Source organism: Agromyces sp. NPDC052230, assembly GCF_040679595.1.
Classification (GTDB): Bacteria; Actinomycetota; Actinomycetes; order Actinomycetales; family Microbacteriaceae; genus Agromyces.
Map to the genome: position 1 here is coordinate 449419 of NZ_JBFAVC010000001.1, position 17056 is coordinate 466474.

Here is a 17056-nt window from a genome sequence, read left to right on the forward strand (position 1 = left end):
GCCTCACCTGCCGGGAAGGTTCAGCTCAGCCCGGAATGCCGTTGCCGCGTCGCCGGTGATGGACACCAGGAGTTCGTCGTCGGGTTGTGTCTCGACGCTGACGCGTACCTCGCCGGGCCGCCCCATTGCTTCTCCCTGCCTCCCGGTGAAGGCGAGTTCTCCGTTCGGTGCCGGAACAATGCCGTGCCGCACCAGGTACGCACCGAGCGGGCCGTGTCCGTTGCCGGTCACCGGGTCCTCGACGATGCCGATCGCAGGTGCGAACATCCGTGACCACGTGAGCAGACTCGCGTGGTCGGTGGCACGGGTGAAGACGAAGAAGCCGTTGCTGCCCACTTCATGGCTCAGCGCCGTCAACGTGGCGGGATCCGGCCGCACGGCGTCCACTGCGGCGCGATCACGCAGTTCCACCAGCACTTTGGAGTGTCCGGTCGAAACGACCTGGACCGGGCCGTTGTCCGCAAGCGCGCCGGCTTCGGTGCCGAGGCCCCTCAGCAGGCTGTCCACCTGGCGGTGATCGAGCTCGTGGCCGAACCGGGCCGTACCCTGGTGCATCCCGATCCGCACCCGATCGTTGTCCCGGTGCACCTCGACGCGCTGAAGCAACCCAGTGCCCGTCTTCTGCACCAGCGAACCGGATGGCAGGCCGTACTCGACGGCGCGGGCGAAGTGCGCCCCGACCGTGGCGTGCCCACACGTCGGAACCTCCGTCGTCGGGGTGAAGAACCGGACTCGCACGTCGTGGTCGGCGCCGTCCGCAGGCAGCACGAAGGCCGTCTCCGAGTTGTTCAGCTCCCGCGCGACGGCGAGCATCTCGGTGTCCGACATGCCCTGCGCCTCGAGGACCACACCAGCCGGGTTCCCGGTGAACGGCTTCGTGGTGAAGGCATCGACCTGATACAGAATGCTCATGCTCGCCCGTCAGTGGACCCGAGCCGGCCGCCGACGGATTCGGCGACCGACAGGGCATTCAGCATGCTCTCGTCTCGTTGCGAAGTCCCGCGGCGTCCTGCGCCAGCCGCACCAGGGTTCGCACCGCGGATCCGGTACCGCCCGCGGGGGTGTAGCCGTACGGTTCGCCTTCGTGGTAGGCCGGCCCGGCGATGTCAAGGTGAGCCCAGTCGATGTCGTCCGGCACGAATTCCTTGAGGAACAGGCCGGCCACCAGGCCACCGCCCATCCGCTCGCCGGTGTTGGCGATGTCGGCCACCCGCGAGGCCAGACCCGTACGCAGGTGGGCAGGCAGCGGCAACGGCCATGCCTGCTCGCCGGCCTGCTTGGCGGCGTCCAGGATCCGGTCGCGGAACTCGTCGTTGTTGGACATCACGCCGAAGATTCGGTTGCCCAGTGCCATTCTCGTGGCCGCGGTCAGGGTGGCCACGTCCACGATCGCGTCAGGCTTCTCTTCGCTCGCCCGCACCAAGGCGTCGGCGAGCACCAACCGTCCCTCGGCATCGGTGTTGAGCACTTCGACAGTCTTGCCGCCGTACATCCGCAGCACGTCACCGGGGCGGATGGCGGAGCCGGACGGCATGTTCTCGGCCAGGGCCAGCCAGCCGTCGACCTCGATCCGCAGACCGAGCTGGGAGATGGCGGCCACGGCGGCGAACACGGCGCCCGCACCGGCCATGTCGCGTTTCATGATCTCGTTGGAACCGACGGGCTTCAACGAGATGCCGCCCGAGTCATAGGTGATCCCCTTGCCCACGAACGCCAGGCTGGTCTGCGCGTCCGGGTGGCGGTAGCCGATCCTCACCAGCCGCGGCGGGCTGGCCGATCCCTGGCCCACGCCGAGAATGCCGCCGAACGAGCCTGCCGCGAGCGCCTTCTCGTCGAGGACCTCCACTTCGAGTCGGTACTCCTCGCCGGCGGCCCGCACGGCGGCGGCGAAACGTTCCGGGGACAGGTCGTTCGCCGGCATGTTGACCAGGTCGCGGCAGCGGTTCAGCTCCCGACCGATCACGGTGGCGCGCTGCGCCGCGACCTCGGTGCTCGTCTGGCTCCGATCGCGGGTGAGGATGGTCAGCTCACCCACGGGAGGCTTGGTGTTGCCGGGAGCGCGGTACGCCGTGAAGGTGTACGCACCGAGCAGGCCTCCCAGCGCCACCGCCTCGGCGGCCTCAGCGGTCTCGACCGGAAGGGCCAGGGAGACGTTCCCCATTCCTGCCAGGTTCCGGGCGGCCACACCTGTGGCCTCGCGCAGCTTCTCCGCGTCGTACGCGGCTCCGAGTCCGACCGCGAGGACCACGCCCGGCTGGACGCCGCTGGGCGACGGCAGCTTGACCACCTCGCCCTCGGCGCCGGTCACGCCGAGCCTGCCGAGGATCTCGACCAGCGCGCCGTCGAACGCCTCTACCACCGTCTCCGCGCCGGGCACCAGCAGCGGTCCCTCGGGTCCCTTCACGACACCGATCACGAGGGCGTCCGCCCGCTGCGACACCGCGGAGGACGTGCTCACTGTCACTGTTGTCACTGACTGACTCTCTCTTCTTCCGGGCTTTCGGGCATCTCGACGGCTGGCTCCTGTCTCTTCCGACGGCTCATCGCGACGCCGATGAGCACGACGACCATTCCAGCGATGACCCGGACACTCAGTCCCTCGTCCAGGACGATGGCCCCCAGCAGCACGGCGACAACGGGCAGCAGGTAACCGACCGTCGCGGCATTGGTCGCACCTTCGTCGGCGATGATCCGGAAGGTGAGGTGGAAGGTGATGCCGGTGGCGAAGATCCCCAGGACGATGACGGCGATCAAGCCCTGCTCGCTCAGATGGACCGGCGCCAGGCCACCGAACGGCAGAGTCAGGGCCGTCAGCGCCGACGCCGCGATGAGCTGGGCCGCGGAGAGGGCGATCGTGGGGATGCCCTTCCCGACCAGGTGCCGTCCCATGTACGCGAAACCGATGGCGTAGCTCGCCGCCGCGGCGACGATGGCGAGTGATCCCCAGCCGACAGATCCGGCGTGCTCCCACGGGGCGGAGATCAGCACGACTCCGGCGAACCCGAGCAGGAGCCCGCCAAGACGGATCGGGCGGATTCCGCGTTCCGTGCCGATGACGACCCCGACCAGGAATGTCCACAACGGAGTTGTCGCGTTCAGCACACCGGCCACCCCGGAGTCGACGGTCTGCTCACCGATGCTGAAAAGGAGGAAGGGCAGCGCGTTGCAGAAGAACGCGGCGACGAAGAGATGCGCCCAGATCCTGCGCCCGCCAGGGAGACGCCGGCGAGTCCCGAAGCACAACACCATCAAGGTGAGCGCACCGAGCAAGCAGCGAGCGAAGGTGAGCTGGGCGGGAGACAGCGCGGTCAGGGCCAGCTTGATCCAGAGGAATGTCGATCCCCACAGCAGGGCCAGCACGCCCAGCCGGGTCCACGCCCATGATCTGCCGACGATGCCGTTCACGCTGGTTCTCCTCGTACCGGGTTCTCGGCATGCCGGCGTTCCTGTCGGATGAGGACGGCGGTGATGCCTCGCTGCTAGTCTGGGTACTCTCTCCGAATGAAGCAAATAGATTCAATTCATCGAATCATGAGGTAATTGCATGAGCTTGACCCTGCGCCAGGTTGAGGTGTTCGCCGCCGTCATCGACCATGGCGGCTTCGGCGCGGCAGCGGACCACCTCCGAATGAGCCAGTCGGCTGTCTCGCACACGCTCGCCGCGCTGGAACGGGCCACCGGAGCACCACTCGTGCGCCGTGCCCCCGACATCACCACCACGGCGCTCGGCGAGGCTGTCCTCCCGTACGCCCGCAGCGTGCTCGCGGCAGCTCGCGCCCTGGGAGTCGCGATCGACAGCCAGACCGGAAAGGACGCCACCGGTCTCGTCCGGGTGGCTGCGGCGCCGACCGTCGCCCACCGACTCATTCCCGATCTGTTCGCCTTGTGGCGTGCGGAGATCCCCGGTGTCGACGTCCGGCTCTTCGAAGGCAGCGACACCGAGCTTGAGGACTGGCTGGCGACCGGGACGGTCGACGCCGCCGTGCTCATCGACCCCGATCCGTTTCCGGCCGGCGGCCTCCTGCTGGCCAGCGACGAATTCCGGGCCGTACTCCGAATGGATCACCCCCTGGCGACCAGCGACGCCATCGAACTCGACGATCTGCTGGCGGATCCGCTCCTGGTGAGCTCCAGCGGCTGCGAACCCCAGATCAAGCAGTTGCACGCCATGACCGGCGTCCGCTACGACCCCGCACAGCGAGTGCACGAGGTCAGCACGCTGCTTGCCATGGTCGAAGCCCACCTCGGCGTCGCGATCATGCCCTCACTCGCCGCCGCCATGCTCCCGACCACCCTCACCATGGTCGAGCTCCAACCCCGACTCGGCCGCCGCCTCGTGTTCACCGGCCCCACCAACCGACCGTGGCACCCCCACGTCACACGCATGCGCGACATCGCCGGCAGCTCTCCGAGAGGCAGGCAGACCAGCCGTGCCGACTGAGCGACGCCCGCCGCCGGAATGCGCAACGCCCGCATCCGTGTTGTCATGGGGGAACGCCACGAGAAGAAGGAGCGCGCATGCCGCTTGAGGGAGAGTACGAGCCGAGCACGTCGGAGTGGGCCCGGGTCCAGGCCGAGACCTTCGAGGCGACGAACGGGGCCGAGGCGAACACGCTGCGCGGCCGCCCGATCATCGTCATGACGTCGAAGGGCGCGAAGTCGGGCAAGCTCCGCAAGACCGCACTGATGCGCGTCGAGCACGACGGCGAGTACGCCGTGGTGGCTTCGCTCGGCGGGGCGCCGAAGCATCCGACCTGGTACTGGAACCTCAAGAAGCACCCGCACGTCGAGCTGCAGGACGGCGCCGAGAAGCACGACTACGAGGCCCGCGAGCTCGAGGGCGAGGAGCGCGAGGTCTGGTGGCGCCGCGCGAACGAGACGTGGCCGTCGTACGACGCCTACCAGACCAAGACAGACCGGCGGATTCCGGTCTTCCTGCTCACGCGCATCTCTCTCTGAGCGTCGGCGTGCGGATGTCGCATCCGGTCGTTCTCGCCCTGCCGTTCACCGAACGGTGGCTGGTGCAGAACAGCCCGGCCCGGCGAGTGCCGAGCCACGGAACCGACCTCTTCGGCGGGCGATTCGCCATCGACTTCGTCGGCGTCGACGAACGCGGGCGCACGGCCGGTGAGCGCGACTGGGGCACGCTGTTCGGCACCGAGCCGCCCGAGCGGTTCTTCGCGTTCGGTCGGCCGATCCTGGCGCCGGCCGACGGGGTGGTCGTCGCCGTGCACGACGGCGAGCCCGACCACGAGGCCCGACGGTCGCAACTCGCCCTCGTGGGGTACATGCTGGGCCAGGCGGCGCGGGCGAGGCAGGGCGTCGGGGCGATCGCCGGCAACCACGTGGTCATCGCCATGCGCGAGGGCGACGCGTTCGTCGCGCTGGTGCACCTGCAGGCCGGGTCGCTGCGGATGGGCGTCGGCGATGCGGTGGCCACCGGGCAGCAGCTCGCGTCGTGCGGCAACTCGGGCAACTCGACGCAGCCGCACGTGCACGTCCAGCTCATGGACGGTCCTGATCCGAACGTCGCGAAGGGCGTGCCGATGGCGTTCCGTGCGTACCGCGAGTGGCCGGCGCGCGCGCGCGAACCAAGGCTCGTGGACGCAGGCATCCCTGCAGAAGGCGCGGTCGTCGAGCCGCTCTGAGCCCGTCGCCCGGGGGCCGTCGCTCAGAGCCAGCGCATCGTGAACGCGCGGGCGAGGAGCGCTCGCAGCGGCGGCACGCCGAGCACCCGCACCGACGCGTTCCGCAATCGCAGCCGCATCCCCGACGCCGGCGCACCCATCGCCATGTTGAACGCGGCCTGCCGCACGGCGCGGCGGGCAGCCCCACTGCGCAACCGGTCGTAGGCCTCGAACGCCTCGAACGGTGCGCCCACCTCGAGCGCGACGGCGAGATCGTGGTCGAGGCGCATGGCGTCGAGCCATCCGAGGTTCATGCCCTGCCCGCCGATGGGGCTCAGCTCGTGGGCCGCGTCGCCGGCGAGCGCGACGCGACCGCGGGACATCCGCTCGGCGAGGTGCTGCCGCGCCTCGAAGGCACTCGGTTCAGCGGCGACGGATGGCTCGAAGGCGCCGCCCGTGCGCGAGTGCACGATCGTGGCGAGATGCTCGGCGGTGAGCTGGGCGGGCGGGCGGCGCACCCACGCCACCCACCGGCGCAGGCCGCCCGGCATCGGGAACGACTCCACGACCCCGGACGGCTCGAAGTGCAGGAGGGCCGACGTGGGCGCCCCCGTGTCGTCGCGCGTGTCGCCCATCACGTAGTGCGAGCGCCCGCGCCGTGCATGCCAGCCGATGCCCAGTTGCAGTCGGATGCCGCTGCGCACCCCGTCGGCCGCGACCGCGTACCAGGCGCTGACCGCCACCGCCTCGCCGCCCGCGTCTCCCGTGACCTCGACGTGCGTTCCGCGGTCGTGGATGGCGCGCACGTCCACGCCGCGGCGCAGCGCCCCGGGGCGCAGCTCGCCGAGCCGTCGCTCGAGCAGCTCCTCCGTCTCCAACTGCGGCAGCGACAACACCGTGCCCGCGCGTCGGAACGACATCTTCCCGAGCACGCGGCCCTCGCACGTGACGCGCCCGTCGGTGATCTCGACGGCGCGAGCTCTCGCCTCGCCTTCGAGTCCGGCGAGCGCGAGCGCCTTGAGCCCCGGCGGATGGATCCCGATGGCTCTGGAGCGTTCCGATCGCGCCCCGCGCCGCTCGAGCACGACGGCGTCGATGCCGCGCCGGGCGAGGAGGCATCCGAGCAGCAGACCCACCGGTCCGCCGCCCACGATCACGACATCGTGGCGCGGCTCGGCGGCGGGGGTCGTCTCAGCCATCGACGCCCCACACGACCTCGAGCCGTGACGGGAACCCGCGACGCACTCGCCACCCGGGCGGCAGCAGGGCGGCGAGCTCGGCAGCGGTGTGGCTGCGGCGGATCGAGGTGAGCCCGTCGGCCCGGATGAAGGTGCCCGCCAGGAGGTTGGGCACGAACGGCAGCGTCCCCAGCGCGAACCCGGCATATCCTAGTCGGCTGCGCTCGATGTCGCCGTGCACGACGAGTCCCGCGTTGCGCGCGAGCCGCTCGGAGTCGGCGAGGAGCGCCCCGAGCTCGCGACCGTCGAGGTGGTGCAGCACGTGGTTCGACATCACAACATCGAAGCACTCGGCCGCGTCGGCCAGCTCGCGGCTCGTCGCCTGCCGCAGCACGAGTCCCGGCATCGGCGGCTGGCGGCGCGCCCATGCGAGAGCCCGCTCATCGGGATCGATGGCGGTCACCTCCATGCGCAGGCCGTCGGCGCGGGCCCACGCGAGCAGGGCGCGGGGCACGTCGGCGCCGCCCGCGCCGATGTCGAGCACGCGCCGGGTCTCGGTGGACGACAGTCGGGGCCGGATCCAGCGCCGGTACACCGCTCGCGAGTTCGACACCACCGCGTTCACGAGGCGGAACCGGTCGTACGTGCGCTCGAGTGTCGCGACATCGGCGCCGGGGTCGTCCATCAACTCGGCACGGTCCTCCTCGCGCCGCGCGAGGAAGCGTCCATTCCTGCGGATATACGATCGGGCGCGCCGGGGATTGTGCGCTCCGCCCGGCGCGCCGGATCGTATATCCGCAGAATCAGACACGAAGCGCGCAGACGCGGAGCCGCCGCCAGACGAGAGGCGCGCCGACGCGGGAGGACGCGAGTCCCCGCCCGACCCACCCATTCAGGCGCGCACCGTCATGAGCGCCGACTCCACGGTGAGACCCGGGCCGAACGCCATGGCCGCGACGCGGTCGCCATCGGCGGCGGCATCCGACCGCAGGATGTTCTGCAGCACGAACAGCACCGTCGCACTCGACATGTTGCCGAAGTCGCGCAGCGTCTCGCGAGCGGGCACGAGCTGGGGCTCCGTGAGCTTCAGCCGCGTCTCGACCTTGTCGAGGATCGACCGGCCGCCCGGGTGGATGGCCCAGTGCTCGATCGCGTCGCTCGAGGCATCCGTCGCAAGCGCCTCCGCGAGCGCGTCGTCATGGGCGAACAGTGGCTCGAGCGCGCCCGTGATGTGGTCGTCGATGATCGCGGGAATCGCGTTCGAGAGCACCATCTCGAAGCCGTGGTCGCCGATCTTCCACGCCATGTCGCTCTCGCCCTCAGGCGTGATGCGCGTCGCGAAGCGGTCGAGGCCGAACGAGCGCTCGCCGGCCTCGGGCGGCCTGGCCGTCACGATTCCGGCCGCGGCGCCGTCGGCGAAGAGCGACGACGCGACGATCGTGTCGGGGTCGTTCGAACTGCGCAGGTGGAGCGTGCAGAGCTCGACGCTGATGACGAGCACGGCGGCCGAGGCATCCGCTTCGCATAGCTGCTTCGCGATGCGCAGCGCGGGGATCGCGGCATAGCAGCCCATGAATCCGAGGTGGTACCGCTCGACGCCGGCGTCGAGGCCGAGTTCGCGGGCGACCATGAAGTCTGGGCCGGGGGCGTAGAAGCCCGTGCACGACACGGTGATGACGTGCGTGATGTCGGATGCCTCGATGCCCGGGCATGCCGCGATCGCCGCGCGCCCCGCCTCGACGTAGAGCCGCGTGGCATGTTCGGCGTAGAGCTCATTGCGCGCCTTCGTGCCGGGCAGTAGCAGCTCGCCGCTGTCGATGTCGAAGAACACCGGTTCTTCGGGATGCGCATCGCGGCTGAGCTCCTCGAGCACGGTGTACCGCGTCTCGATGCCCGAGACGTTGAACGACGTTGCGACGATGCGCTGCGCGAGCCGGTTGAGGCCGGGTTGCGCGGCGAACACGTCGCGCACCTCGGGCTGCACGAGCACCGTCGGCGGCACGGCGGTCGAGACGGCGCGGAGCGAGACCCCGGCGCTCACGCCGCGCCCCTCGGTGTGATCGGTCGGAACTGCGGCATGGCGACCCCCTTTTCGGCAGACTAACCCGGTGGGCAGGCGGGGTCCAGACTCCGGCCGCCCGGCCGGGGGTTCTCAGGGCCAGCGCTCAGAAACTGCCGATGCCCTTGCCGATCAACACGACCCCGATCACGACGAGGAGCACGGCCATGACTCGGCCGACTCCCTTGGATCCCGCGTCGTGTGCCCACTCGTCTCGCTCATCTGATCCCCCCGTCCACGGCGCAGGTCACGCCGGCGGCACCAGATTGCCACTACGGCGAACGCCTGTCACGCACCGCCTCGCCCGCAGCTCAGCTGTCGGTGGGGTCCAGCACCTCGAGCATCGACCCCTGCACGAATCCGGCCCACTCGTAGGCGGCGCGCAGGTAGTCGTCGCGGGTCTCCGCCGCGGTGTCCTCGCTCTCGTCGACGACGCCGACGCGTTCGGCGAGGATGAGCCGGAGGTCGGTGAGGAAGGTGAGCCAGCCCCACGCCTCCGATTGGTCGAGCTCGATCTGCACGACCCCGCCTGCGTTCTCGTCGACGGCGGTCGCATCGCGAACCCGCTGGGCCGCCTGTCGCTTGCCGTCGACGAGGTTGTCACGCGTGTAGCGGGCGAACTCGCGCGACGAGGTCTGGTCGTCGGGGTAGGCGTTGGGCAGCAGCCGCCCCAGCGCGGGATCGTCGGCCTCGCCGAGCAGCAGCACCGAATCCACCTGGTCGGCCAGCTCGGAGAGCAGCATCGCCTCCTCGGCCTCGAGCACGAGGCGCACGCCCTCGCCACCGCTGCGTCCGGCGACGATCATGTGCCGGCCCTCGACACCGTGGCCTGCAGCCCGTAGCCGTGCATGGCTTCGACGTGGCGCTCCATGGCCTCCCGGTTGCCGGTCGCGACGACGGCACGCCCCTCGGTGTGGACCTGCAGCATGAGGCGCTCGGCCTCTTCGCGCGGGTACCCGAAGTAGCTGCGGAACACGTAGCTCACGTACGTCATGAGGTTCACCGGATCGTCCCAGACGATCGTGCGCCACGGCTCCTCCGACACGCCGCGGGTGGTCGTGTCGGTGTCGAGCTGCTCGAGCGTGCTGGTCACCTCCCCAGCCTGACATGACCTCGCGCGTCCCGGAACCCGTCGTGCCTCACTCCCTCCGCGACGCCGTGACCGTGAACTTCGGATTCCGGGCCACCTGACGGGTCTCGCCGACGATGCGCTCGAGGAGCGGCCGGTATCGCAGGTGCGAGTTCCACACGCACCAGAGCTCGCCGGCCGGTGCGAGCACGCGGGCGGCATCCGCGAACAGGTGCCGGGCGATGCCCGTGTGCAGCGCCGCGTCCGAGTGGAACGGCGGGTTCAGCACGATGAGCGGCTCGCTCGCGTCGGGCAGTAGTTCGAGACCATCGACCCGCGTCACGTGCACCCGGTCGGCGACGGCGTTCACCTCGGCGGTCGCGCGAGCGGATGCCGCGGCCGCCGCCGAGCGGTCGGTCGCCGTCACCCGGATGCCCGGGCGGGAACGCGCGAGCCACGCGGCGACCACGCCAGACCCGCACGCGAGGTCGACGGCGGACGCGGCATCCGGCACCGCCGCACCGAGTTCGCCCAGCAGGAAGCGCGTGCCGATGTCGACGCCGGCGCCTGCGAACACGCCGCCGTGCGCCACGACCGTGACGCCGAGGTCGTCGTGTCGCTCGCCGCGCGGCCAGCCGGGCGCGGGCGGCCGGCGCTCCGCCCGCGGGCCGCTCGTCGTCAGCACGCGCGACTTCTGCCGCGCATGCGACACGTCGACCCGCTCGAACCACGCCCCCAGCACGTCGTTCATCGCGAGGGTCATGTGCTTGATCCGTGCGCCCGCGATGATGACGACGTCGGATGCCGCGTGCTGCGCCACGAGCCCGGCGACCTCGTCGAGGCGATCGAGCGAGCGCGGGAGGCGCAGCAGGACGACGCGTGCGCCGCAGAGGAGCTCCGAGCCGAGCGGCAGGGATCGCACGTCGGCCGCGTACCCCGCGCGCTCGGCGTTCTGCGCGAGGGCGCGTTCTCCCGTGATGAGGTCCTGATGCGCCCGGATGTCGCGGGCTCCCGCCGCGGCGGCGCCGAGCGCGAGGGCGCCGTACGCGTCGTCGATGACGACGAGTTCACCCGGCCCGACGCCGGCGACGAGCGCGGCCGCGTGGTCGAGGATCAACCGGTCCGCGGCATCCGACGCCTCGAGCCCCGGACCCTCGACATCGGGATGCCGGCGCAATCCGCCGAGGTCGAGAGACATGCGCCAAGGCTACGCGTTGCTCGTTCCGTGTCGCGTTCAGGGGCTGCGGCTCCCGGATTCGTTTGCTAACCTCGGGCCCCGATGCGGCACGCAGACCGGACACGGGCGCGGCGCGCGGCACCACACGGTGTCGCGGCATCCGTCGACCGCGCCCGAACCGCTCGCCGGCTCGCCCCGCTCGCGGCCGCCATCGCGGTGCTCTCGCTCGGCCTGACCTTCGCGATCGCGCCGCAACCGGCGGCACTGACTGCTCCGACGGCGGCAGGGGAGCTCGGTGCCGGTGAGACGCAGACGCTGACGGTGGCCCCCGATGTCGCGTCCGCCGCAGTGTCGCAGGAGTCGTACACCGCCACCGACGGCAAGCAGACCCTCATCTCGTCGGGCACGAACGCCGACTGGGCGGAACTCGTGCTCATCTACGGCGACTGGCCGGTGACCGAGCAGAACGTCACGGTGATGCTGCAGTGGATGCGTGAGGAGAACGGCGTCGACAACTGGTGGAACCGCAACAACCCGCTGAACAACGGCTACGGGTCGGGCGGTGGCTCGGGCCTGGGCAGCTACGACAGCCTCGACACGGCGGCACGATACGCGGCCGAGAACCTGCTGAAGCGTTCGTTCTACACCGCCATCGTCGCCGCCCTCGAGGACGGCACGTCGGCGCACGCCGTGGCGCAGGCGATCTGGGCGTCGCCGTGGGCCGAGAGCCGCTACGGCAACGGTTCATGGTGGTCGACGTCGCCGGTGCCCATCATCCAGGCGCCGGCATCGGCCTGGTGACCGAGCCTACCCCTGGCGGCTGGCGCTACTCCCGCTCGAGCGGTCGCCACACCACCACGGCGTTCTCGCGGCGCACGCGCGTACCCGCCCGCAACGAGACGACCTCGCCCTCCGAGCCCGCGGCGAACACGCGGCGCCCGGGCCGGTTGAGCATCTCGTCGGCGAGTGCGGCCTCGAGTTCGCGCACGCGTCGGCGGAGCGACGAGACCTCGTCTTCCAGGCCGAGCACGCGTCGGATGCCCTCGAGGCTCACGCCCTCGCTCGACAGCTGGGCGATCTCGCGCAGATGGGCCACGTCGCGCATCGAGTAACGCCGCGACCGGCCCGCGGTGCGCGTGGGCGACACGAGACCGAGGCGATCGTACTGTCGCAGCGTCTGCGGGTGCATGCCGGCGAGCTCGGCGGCCACCGAGATGACGAACAGCGGGCTCGTCTCATCCATGTCATCGCCCCCATCTCACCGGTTGACAGGAGAACGCACGATTCACAGGATCGGCTCCGAGGCATCCGTCCTGCAGATCGGGTGAATGCCTGGACATCGTCAGCCTCGGGCCTTCGTGAGCAGGTCGTCGCGCGGGTTCTCGTCGGGCAGCTCCGAGACGAACGCCTTGAGCTTCTCCTCGGCGTCCTTCGACAGGTGCGACGGCACCGCCACCTGCACGATGGCGAGCAGGTCGCCGGTGCCCTTGGAGGTCGCGACCCCGCGGCCCTTGACGCGCAGCACTCGCCCGCTGGGCGTGCCGGGCGCGACCTTGAGCTTCACCGGGTCGCCGCCGAGCGTCGGCACCTGGATGGTCGCACCGAGCGCGGCCTCGGCGAACGTCACGGGCACGGTGACCCGCAGGTTCAGCCCGTCGCGCTCGAAGACGGGGTGCTTTCGCACATTCACGGTGAGGATCAGGTCGCCCGCCTCGCCGCCGTCGGGTGACGGATGTCCCTTGCCCCGGAGCTTGATCTTCTGCCCGTCGGCCACTCCAGCCGGGATGCGCACGGTGAGCGGCCGGCCGTCGGCCGTCTGCAGGGTGACCTGCTCGCCCTTGGTGGCGGTGAGGAAGTCGAGCGTCGTCGTCGCCACGACATCGCGCCCGCGCGAGGGACCGCCGAAGCCGCGGTAGCCGCCGGTCGGTTGGCCGAACCGGCCGCCGCCGAACAGGCCGCCGAGCAGGTCGTCGTAGTCTGCGCCCTGCTGGGAGGTGTACCTCGTGCGGCCGCCAGGGCCGCCGAACATGGTGCCGAAGACGTCCTCGAAGCCGCCGGCACCGCCGGCGCCACCGGGTGCGGTGAACCGGGCGCCCGAGCCCATGGCGCGGATCGCGTCGTACTCCTTGCGCTCCTCGGCGTCGGACAGTACCGAGTGCGCCTCGCTGACCTCCTTGAACTTCGCCTCGGAGGCGGCGTCGCCGGGATTCTGGTCGGGGTGATACGTGCGCGCGAGCTTGCGGTACGCCTTCTTGATGTCGGCGTCGCTCGCGTCCTTGGAGACGCCGAGCACCTGGTAGAAGTCCTTGTCGAACCAATCCTGGCTGGCCATCGGCACCTCCTCTTCGAAATCTAGTGGGTGGTCGGTGTTCGGTGGTCGAGTATCGGCGAAGCCGCGTATCGAGACCCGTTGCGAGGTCTCGGTACGGCCGCATGCGGCCTACTCGACCACCGGATGCCGCTACTGCGGCGTCTTGACGACCACCTTCGCGGCCCGCAGCAACGTGCCCCCGAGCAGGTAGCCCGTCTCGACGACGTCGGCGACCGTGTCGGTCTCGACCTCGTCGGACGGCTGCTGGAAGATCGCCTCGTGCTTCTGCGGGTCGAACGGCTCGCCCACCTCGCCGAACGGCTGGAGGCCGAGCTTCGCCGTCGCGGCACGCAGCTTCGCCGCGATCGTCGCGAACGGGGCGTCGCCCTCGAGATCGCCGTGCTTCTCGGCGCGGTCGAGGTCGTCGAGCACGGGCAGCAGCGCGGCAACGGCCGCGCCGACGGCGCGCTCGCGCTCCACCTCGCGGTTCGCCTCGGTGCGCCGACGGTAGTTCGCGTACTCGGCGGTGACCCGCTTGAGGTCGGCGAGGTGCTCGTCGCTCGGCTCCTGCACCTCGGCCCTGGCCGCATTCAGGATGTCGTCGACCGTGAGCTCGTGCTCGTCGTCGGCGTCGGTGGGCTCCGCCATGTCGGCGTCGTGGGGCGCGGATGCCGCGGCAGCGTCGGCTGCGGCATCCGTCGCCTCGTCGAAGCTCTCATCGGCCGGCGCCTGGCGAACCTCCCCGGTCTCCGGGTCGATGCGCCGCTTGTCGCGGATCACCGGCTCTTCGTGGTTCTGGTTCTCGTCGGACATGATTACTTCTTCTCGTCCTCGTCGTCGATGACTTCGGCGTCGACCACGTCCTCATCGGAGGACTCGCCGCCCTCGGTGCCCGACGCGTTCGCGTCCTCACCGGGGTTGGCGCTCGCGCCGGCGCCGGCCTCCTGGCCCTGCGCGTAGATCGCCTCGCCGAGCTTGGTCTGCGACTGCGAGAGCTTCTCGAACGCGCTCTTCACGGCGTCGTCGTCGTCGCCCGCGAGTGCCGACTTCAGCGCGTCGACATCGCCCTGCACCTCGGATTTGACGTCGGCGGGGAGCTTCTCGTCGTTGTCCTTGATGAGCTTGTCGATCGAGTAGGCGAGCTGCTCGGCGGAGTTGCGGGTCTCGGCGGACTCGCGGCGCTTCTTGTCTTCGGCGGCGTGCTCCTCGGCGTCGCGCACCATGCGCTCGACGTCCTCCTTGGGGAGGGCCGAACCGCCGGAGATGGTCATCGACTGCTCCTTGCCGGTGCCCTTGTCCTTGGCCGACACGTGCACGATGCCGTTGGCGTCGAGGTCGAAGGTCACCTCGATCTGCGGGATGCCGCGCGGTGCCGGGGCGATACCGGTGAGCTCGAATGTGCCGAGCGGCTTGTTGTCGCGCGTGAACTCGCGCTCGCCCTGGAAGACCTGGATGGCGACCGACGGCTGGTTGTCGTCGGCGGTCGTGAAGGTCTCGCTGCGCTTGGTCGGGATGGCCGTGTTGCGCTCGATGAGCTTCGTCATGATGCCGCCCTTGGTCTCGATGCCGAGGCTCAGGGGGGTCACGTCGATGAGCAGCACGTCCTTCCGCTCGCCCTTGAGGACGCCCGCCTGCAGGGCCGCGCCGACGGCGACGACCTCATCGGGGTTCACGCCCTTGTTGGGCTCCTGACCGGTCTCCTGCTTCACCAGGTCGGAGACGGAGGGCATACGGGTCGAGCCGCCGACGAGCACGACGTGCGCGACATCCGACAGCTTGATGCCGGCCTCGCGGATCACGTCTTCGAAGGGCTTCTTGGTGCGGTCGAGCAGGTCGCTCGTCATGTTCTCGAACTGCGCGCGCGTGAGCGACTCATCGAGGTTGGCGGGGCCGTTCTCGGTGAGCGAGAGGTAGGGGAGCTGGATGCTCGTCGACATGCTCGACGACAGCTCCTTCTTCGCCTGCTCGGCCGCCTCCTTGAGGCGCTGGAGGGCGATCTTGTCCTTCGAGACGTCGACGCCCGTCGAGTCCTTGAAGCGCTTGATGAGGTGGTCGACGATGCGCTGGTCCCAGTCGTCGCCGCCGAGCCGGTTGTCACCGGACGTCGCGCGCACCTGGATGGTGGAGAAGTCGTCGTCCTTGCCCACTTCGAGGAGCGAGACGTCGAACGTGCCGCCACCGAGGTCGAAGACGAGGATGAGCTCGTCCTCCTTGCCCTTGTCGAGGCCGTACGCGAGTGCCGCGGCCGTGGGCTCGTTGATGATGCGGAGCACGTTGAGGCCCGCGATCTCGCCGGCCTCCTTGGTGGCCTGGCGCTCGGCGTCGTTGAAGTACGCCGGCACGGTGATGACGGCGTCGGTGACCGTGTCGCCGAGGTACTGCTCGGCGTCACGCTTCAGCTTCTGGAGGATGCGGGCCGAGATCTCCTGCGGCGTGTACTGCTTGCCGTCGATCTCGCGCTTCCAGTCGGTGCCCATGTGGCGCTTGACCGACGCGATGGTGCGGTCGACGTTGGTGACGGCCTGGCGCTTCGCGGTCTCGCCGACGAGCACCTCGCCGTCTTTCGTGAAGGCCACCACCGAGGGGGTCGTGCGGAAGCCCTCCGCGTTGGCGATGACGACGGGCTCGCCGCCCTCGAGCACCGAGACGACCGAATTGGTCGTGCCGAGGTCGATTCCTACTGCACGTGACATGTGTTTCTCCTTCTGCCTGGGAGACGGACGAGCGGATGTCGCGCGCGCTCCGGTGGCGGTCGATTCGGCCGTCGTGGCCCAAATCGAAGTCAGTATCGCCGGAACTTGAGTCCCGACGACTCAAGCTTTGCAGCGCCGAAAGCGCGTGTCAAGTCGAAAGCTCGAAACTTGAGTGCACTTGACTCAACCCTCGGCTGACGTTCAGTATTCCTGCGGTGGCGGATGCTGCGACTGACGCGTCGGCTTGCCTGCGGTGACCCTACCCCGGAGACCCGGGCGTATCGTGGGGCCCGGGGACAGTGCGCTGCGGTCGCACGGCCGGCGGTCGGGCTGGGGATCATTCCACCGGCTGCGACGGTGGGGACCTCTAAGCTGCACCGATGACCTCCAGCTCGCGTTCGCTGCCGTTCATCGTCGTCCTCGCCCTTGCCCTCTCGGGCTGCACCGGGCCGTCGGAGCCGACGCCGCCGCCTTCCCCGAGCCCGTCGACCACCGCCGAGGCGACGCCGACGCCGACTCCCACGCTGGTCGACTGTCCCGACATCCTCTCCGCCGACGGCAACGCGAAACTGGCCGCCGACGGCCTCGAGCCGCGGGACCCGCGAGTCGTCGACCCGTTCGCCGTCCGACTCGTCGACGCCGGCGGGGTGGCCTGTACCTGGGTGAAGGCGCAGACCGATCTCGTCCTGACGGTCGTGCAACTGCCGGTCCCCGACTCCGAGTGGAACGCGTGGGAGACCGCGCTCCTCGAGGCCGACTTCGTCGACTCGACCGGCTCGGGCACCCTGTTCACCGGGCCGATCGAGGTCGGGAGCGGTGTGAGTCCGGTCGTCGTGGCGTCTGGCGACCGGATCACCTTCCTCAACACTCCGGCGTTCGCAGACCTCCTCGCCCCGCACACCATCTGACCCGGGAGGTGTCGGGACGGGGCGGCGGCGCATC

General features: G+C 70.1%; 18 protein-coding genes. 5 read left to right on the top strand and 13 right to left on the bottom strand.

What is annotated here, in order from left to right:
* Window positions 1-3: 3 nt before the first annotated feature.
* Genes AB0K73_RS02190 through AB0K73_RS02200 form a run of 3 tightly spaced genes read right to left on the bottom strand, consistent with a single transcriptional unit; the run spans window position 4 to window position 3405 of the window.
* Window positions 4-912: a PhzF family phenazine biosynthesis isomerase gene (locus tag AB0K73_RS02190; protein ID WP_360510828.1), complete on the bottom strand. Its 909-nt coding sequence runs from the start codon at window positions 910-912 to the stop codon at window positions 4-6.
* 58 nt (window positions 913-970) lie between these two features.
* A complete protein-coding gene (locus AB0K73_RS02195) occupies window positions 971-2458 on the bottom strand; it encodes a leucyl aminopeptidase (RefSeq protein ID WP_360510827.1) in 1488 nt (495 codons plus the stop codon).
* Between the two features lie 11 nt (window positions 2459-2469).
* Complete coding sequence (locus AB0K73_RS02200; RefSeq protein WP_360510826.1) at window positions 2470-3405, bottom strand: DMT family transporter; 936 nt, start codon at window positions 3403-3405, stop codon at window positions 2470-2472.
* A gap of 139 nt (window positions 3406-3544) precedes the next feature.
* On the opposite strand from AB0K73_RS02200, the gene AB0K73_RS02205 reads away from it, so the two are divergent.
* The 3 genes from AB0K73_RS02205 to AB0K73_RS02215 all read left to right on the top strand — a co-directional run bounded on the left by AB0K73_RS02205 (window position 3545) and on the right by AB0K73_RS02215 (window position 5648).
* Window positions 3545-4441, top strand: coding sequence for a LysR family transcriptional regulator (locus tag AB0K73_RS02205; protein ID WP_360510825.1), 897 nt, complete (start codon window positions 3545-3547; stop codon window positions 4439-4441).
* A 77-nt stretch (window positions 4442-4518) separates the two neighbouring features.
* A complete protein-coding gene (locus AB0K73_RS02210) occupies window positions 4519-4959 on the top strand; it encodes a nitroreductase family deazaflavin-dependent oxidoreductase (protein WP_360510824.1) in 441 nt (146 codons plus the stop codon).
* A 14-nt stretch (window positions 4960-4973) separates the two neighbouring features.
* Window positions 4974-5648: a M23 family metallopeptidase gene (locus AB0K73_RS02215; RefSeq protein ID WP_360510823.1), complete on the top strand. Its 675-nt coding sequence runs from the start codon at window positions 4974-4976 to the stop codon at window positions 5646-5648.
* A gap of 23 nt (window positions 5649-5671) precedes the next feature.
* On the opposite strand, the gene AB0K73_RS02220 is transcribed toward AB0K73_RS02215, so the two are convergent.
* The 6 genes from AB0K73_RS02220 to AB0K73_RS02245 all read right to left on the bottom strand — a co-directional run bounded on the left by AB0K73_RS02220 (window position 5672) and on the right by AB0K73_RS02245 (window position 11131).
* The gene (locus AB0K73_RS02220; RefSeq protein ID WP_360510822.1) at window positions 5672-6826 is read right to left on the bottom strand and encodes an NAD(P)/FAD-dependent oxidoreductase; all 1155 of its coding nucleotides are present in this window, start codon (window positions 6824-6826) and stop codon (window positions 5672-5674) included.
* On the bottom strand, window positions 6819-7598 hold the full coding sequence (locus AB0K73_RS02225) for a methyltransferase domain-containing protein (protein WP_364774926.1): 780 nt from the start codon (window positions 7596-7598) through the stop codon (window positions 6819-6821). Before AB0K73_RS02225 ends, AB0K73_RS02220 begins: the two co-directional genes overlap by 8 nt.
* A gap of 99 nt (window positions 7599-7697) precedes the next feature.
* The gene (locus AB0K73_RS02230; protein WP_360510821.1) at window positions 7698-8846 is read right to left on the bottom strand and encodes a type III polyketide synthase; all 1149 of its coding nucleotides are present in this window, start codon (window positions 8844-8846) and stop codon (window positions 7698-7700) included.
* 329 nt (window positions 8847-9175) lie between these two features.
* Window positions 9176-9670 (bottom strand): DUF2017 family protein, encoded by a 495-nt coding sequence (locus AB0K73_RS02235; RefSeq protein ID WP_360510820.1) that lies wholly within the window; start codon window positions 9668-9670, stop codon window positions 9176-9178.
* A complete protein-coding gene (gene clpS, locus AB0K73_RS02240; protein ID WP_360511281.1) occupies window positions 9667-9909 on the bottom strand; it encodes an ATP-dependent Clp protease adapter ClpS in 243 nt (80 codons plus the stop codon). The genes AB0K73_RS02235 and clpS overlap by 4 nt, the downstream gene beginning before the upstream one ends.
* 94 nt (window positions 9910-10003) lie before the next feature.
* On the bottom strand, window positions 10004-11131 hold the full coding sequence (locus AB0K73_RS02245) for a methyltransferase (protein ID WP_360510819.1): 1128 nt from the start codon (window positions 11129-11131) through the stop codon (window positions 10004-10006).
* 81 nt (window positions 11132-11212) lie between these two features.
* Here AB0K73_RS02245 and AB0K73_RS02250 point away from each other — a divergent pair, with 81 nt between their 5' ends.
* Window positions 11213-11911, top strand: a complete 699-nt coding sequence (locus tag AB0K73_RS02250) for a hypothetical protein (protein ID WP_360510818.1) — start codon at window positions 11213-11215, stop codon at window positions 11909-11911.
* Between the two features lie 25 nt (window positions 11912-11936).
* On the opposite strand, the gene AB0K73_RS02255 is transcribed toward AB0K73_RS02250, so the two are convergent.
* From AB0K73_RS02255 to dnaK, 4 genes are all read right to left on the bottom strand, one after another.
* The gene (locus tag AB0K73_RS02255) at window positions 11937-12353 is read right to left on the bottom strand and encodes a MerR family transcriptional regulator (protein WP_360510817.1); all 417 of its coding nucleotides are present in this window, start codon (window positions 12351-12353) and stop codon (window positions 11937-11939) included.
* A 99-nt stretch (window positions 12354-12452) separates the two neighbouring features.
* A complete protein-coding gene (locus tag AB0K73_RS02260) occupies window positions 12453-13442 on the bottom strand; it encodes a DnaJ C-terminal domain-containing protein (RefSeq protein ID WP_360510816.1) in 990 nt (329 codons plus the stop codon).
* 129 nt (window positions 13443-13571) lie between these two features.
* Entirely contained in the window at window positions 13572-14234 is a 663-nt protein-coding gene (locus AB0K73_RS02265) for a nucleotide exchange factor GrpE (protein ID WP_360510815.1), read from the bottom strand.
* 2 nt (window positions 14235-14236) lie between these two features.
* Window positions 14237-16114 carry a molecular chaperone DnaK gene (gene dnaK, locus AB0K73_RS02270; protein ID WP_360510814.1) on the bottom strand — a complete coding sequence of 626 codons (1878 nt, stop codon included), beginning with the start codon at window positions 16112-16114 and terminating at the stop codon, window positions 14237-14239.
* Window positions 16115-16494: 380 nt separating this feature from the next.
* On the opposite strand from dnaK, the gene AB0K73_RS02275 reads away from it, so the two are divergent.
* Window positions 16495-17022, top strand: coding sequence for a hypothetical protein (locus AB0K73_RS02275; protein WP_360510813.1), 528 nt, complete (start codon window positions 16495-16497; stop codon window positions 17020-17022).
* The last annotated feature ends 34 nt before the right edge of the window (window positions 17023-17056 follow it).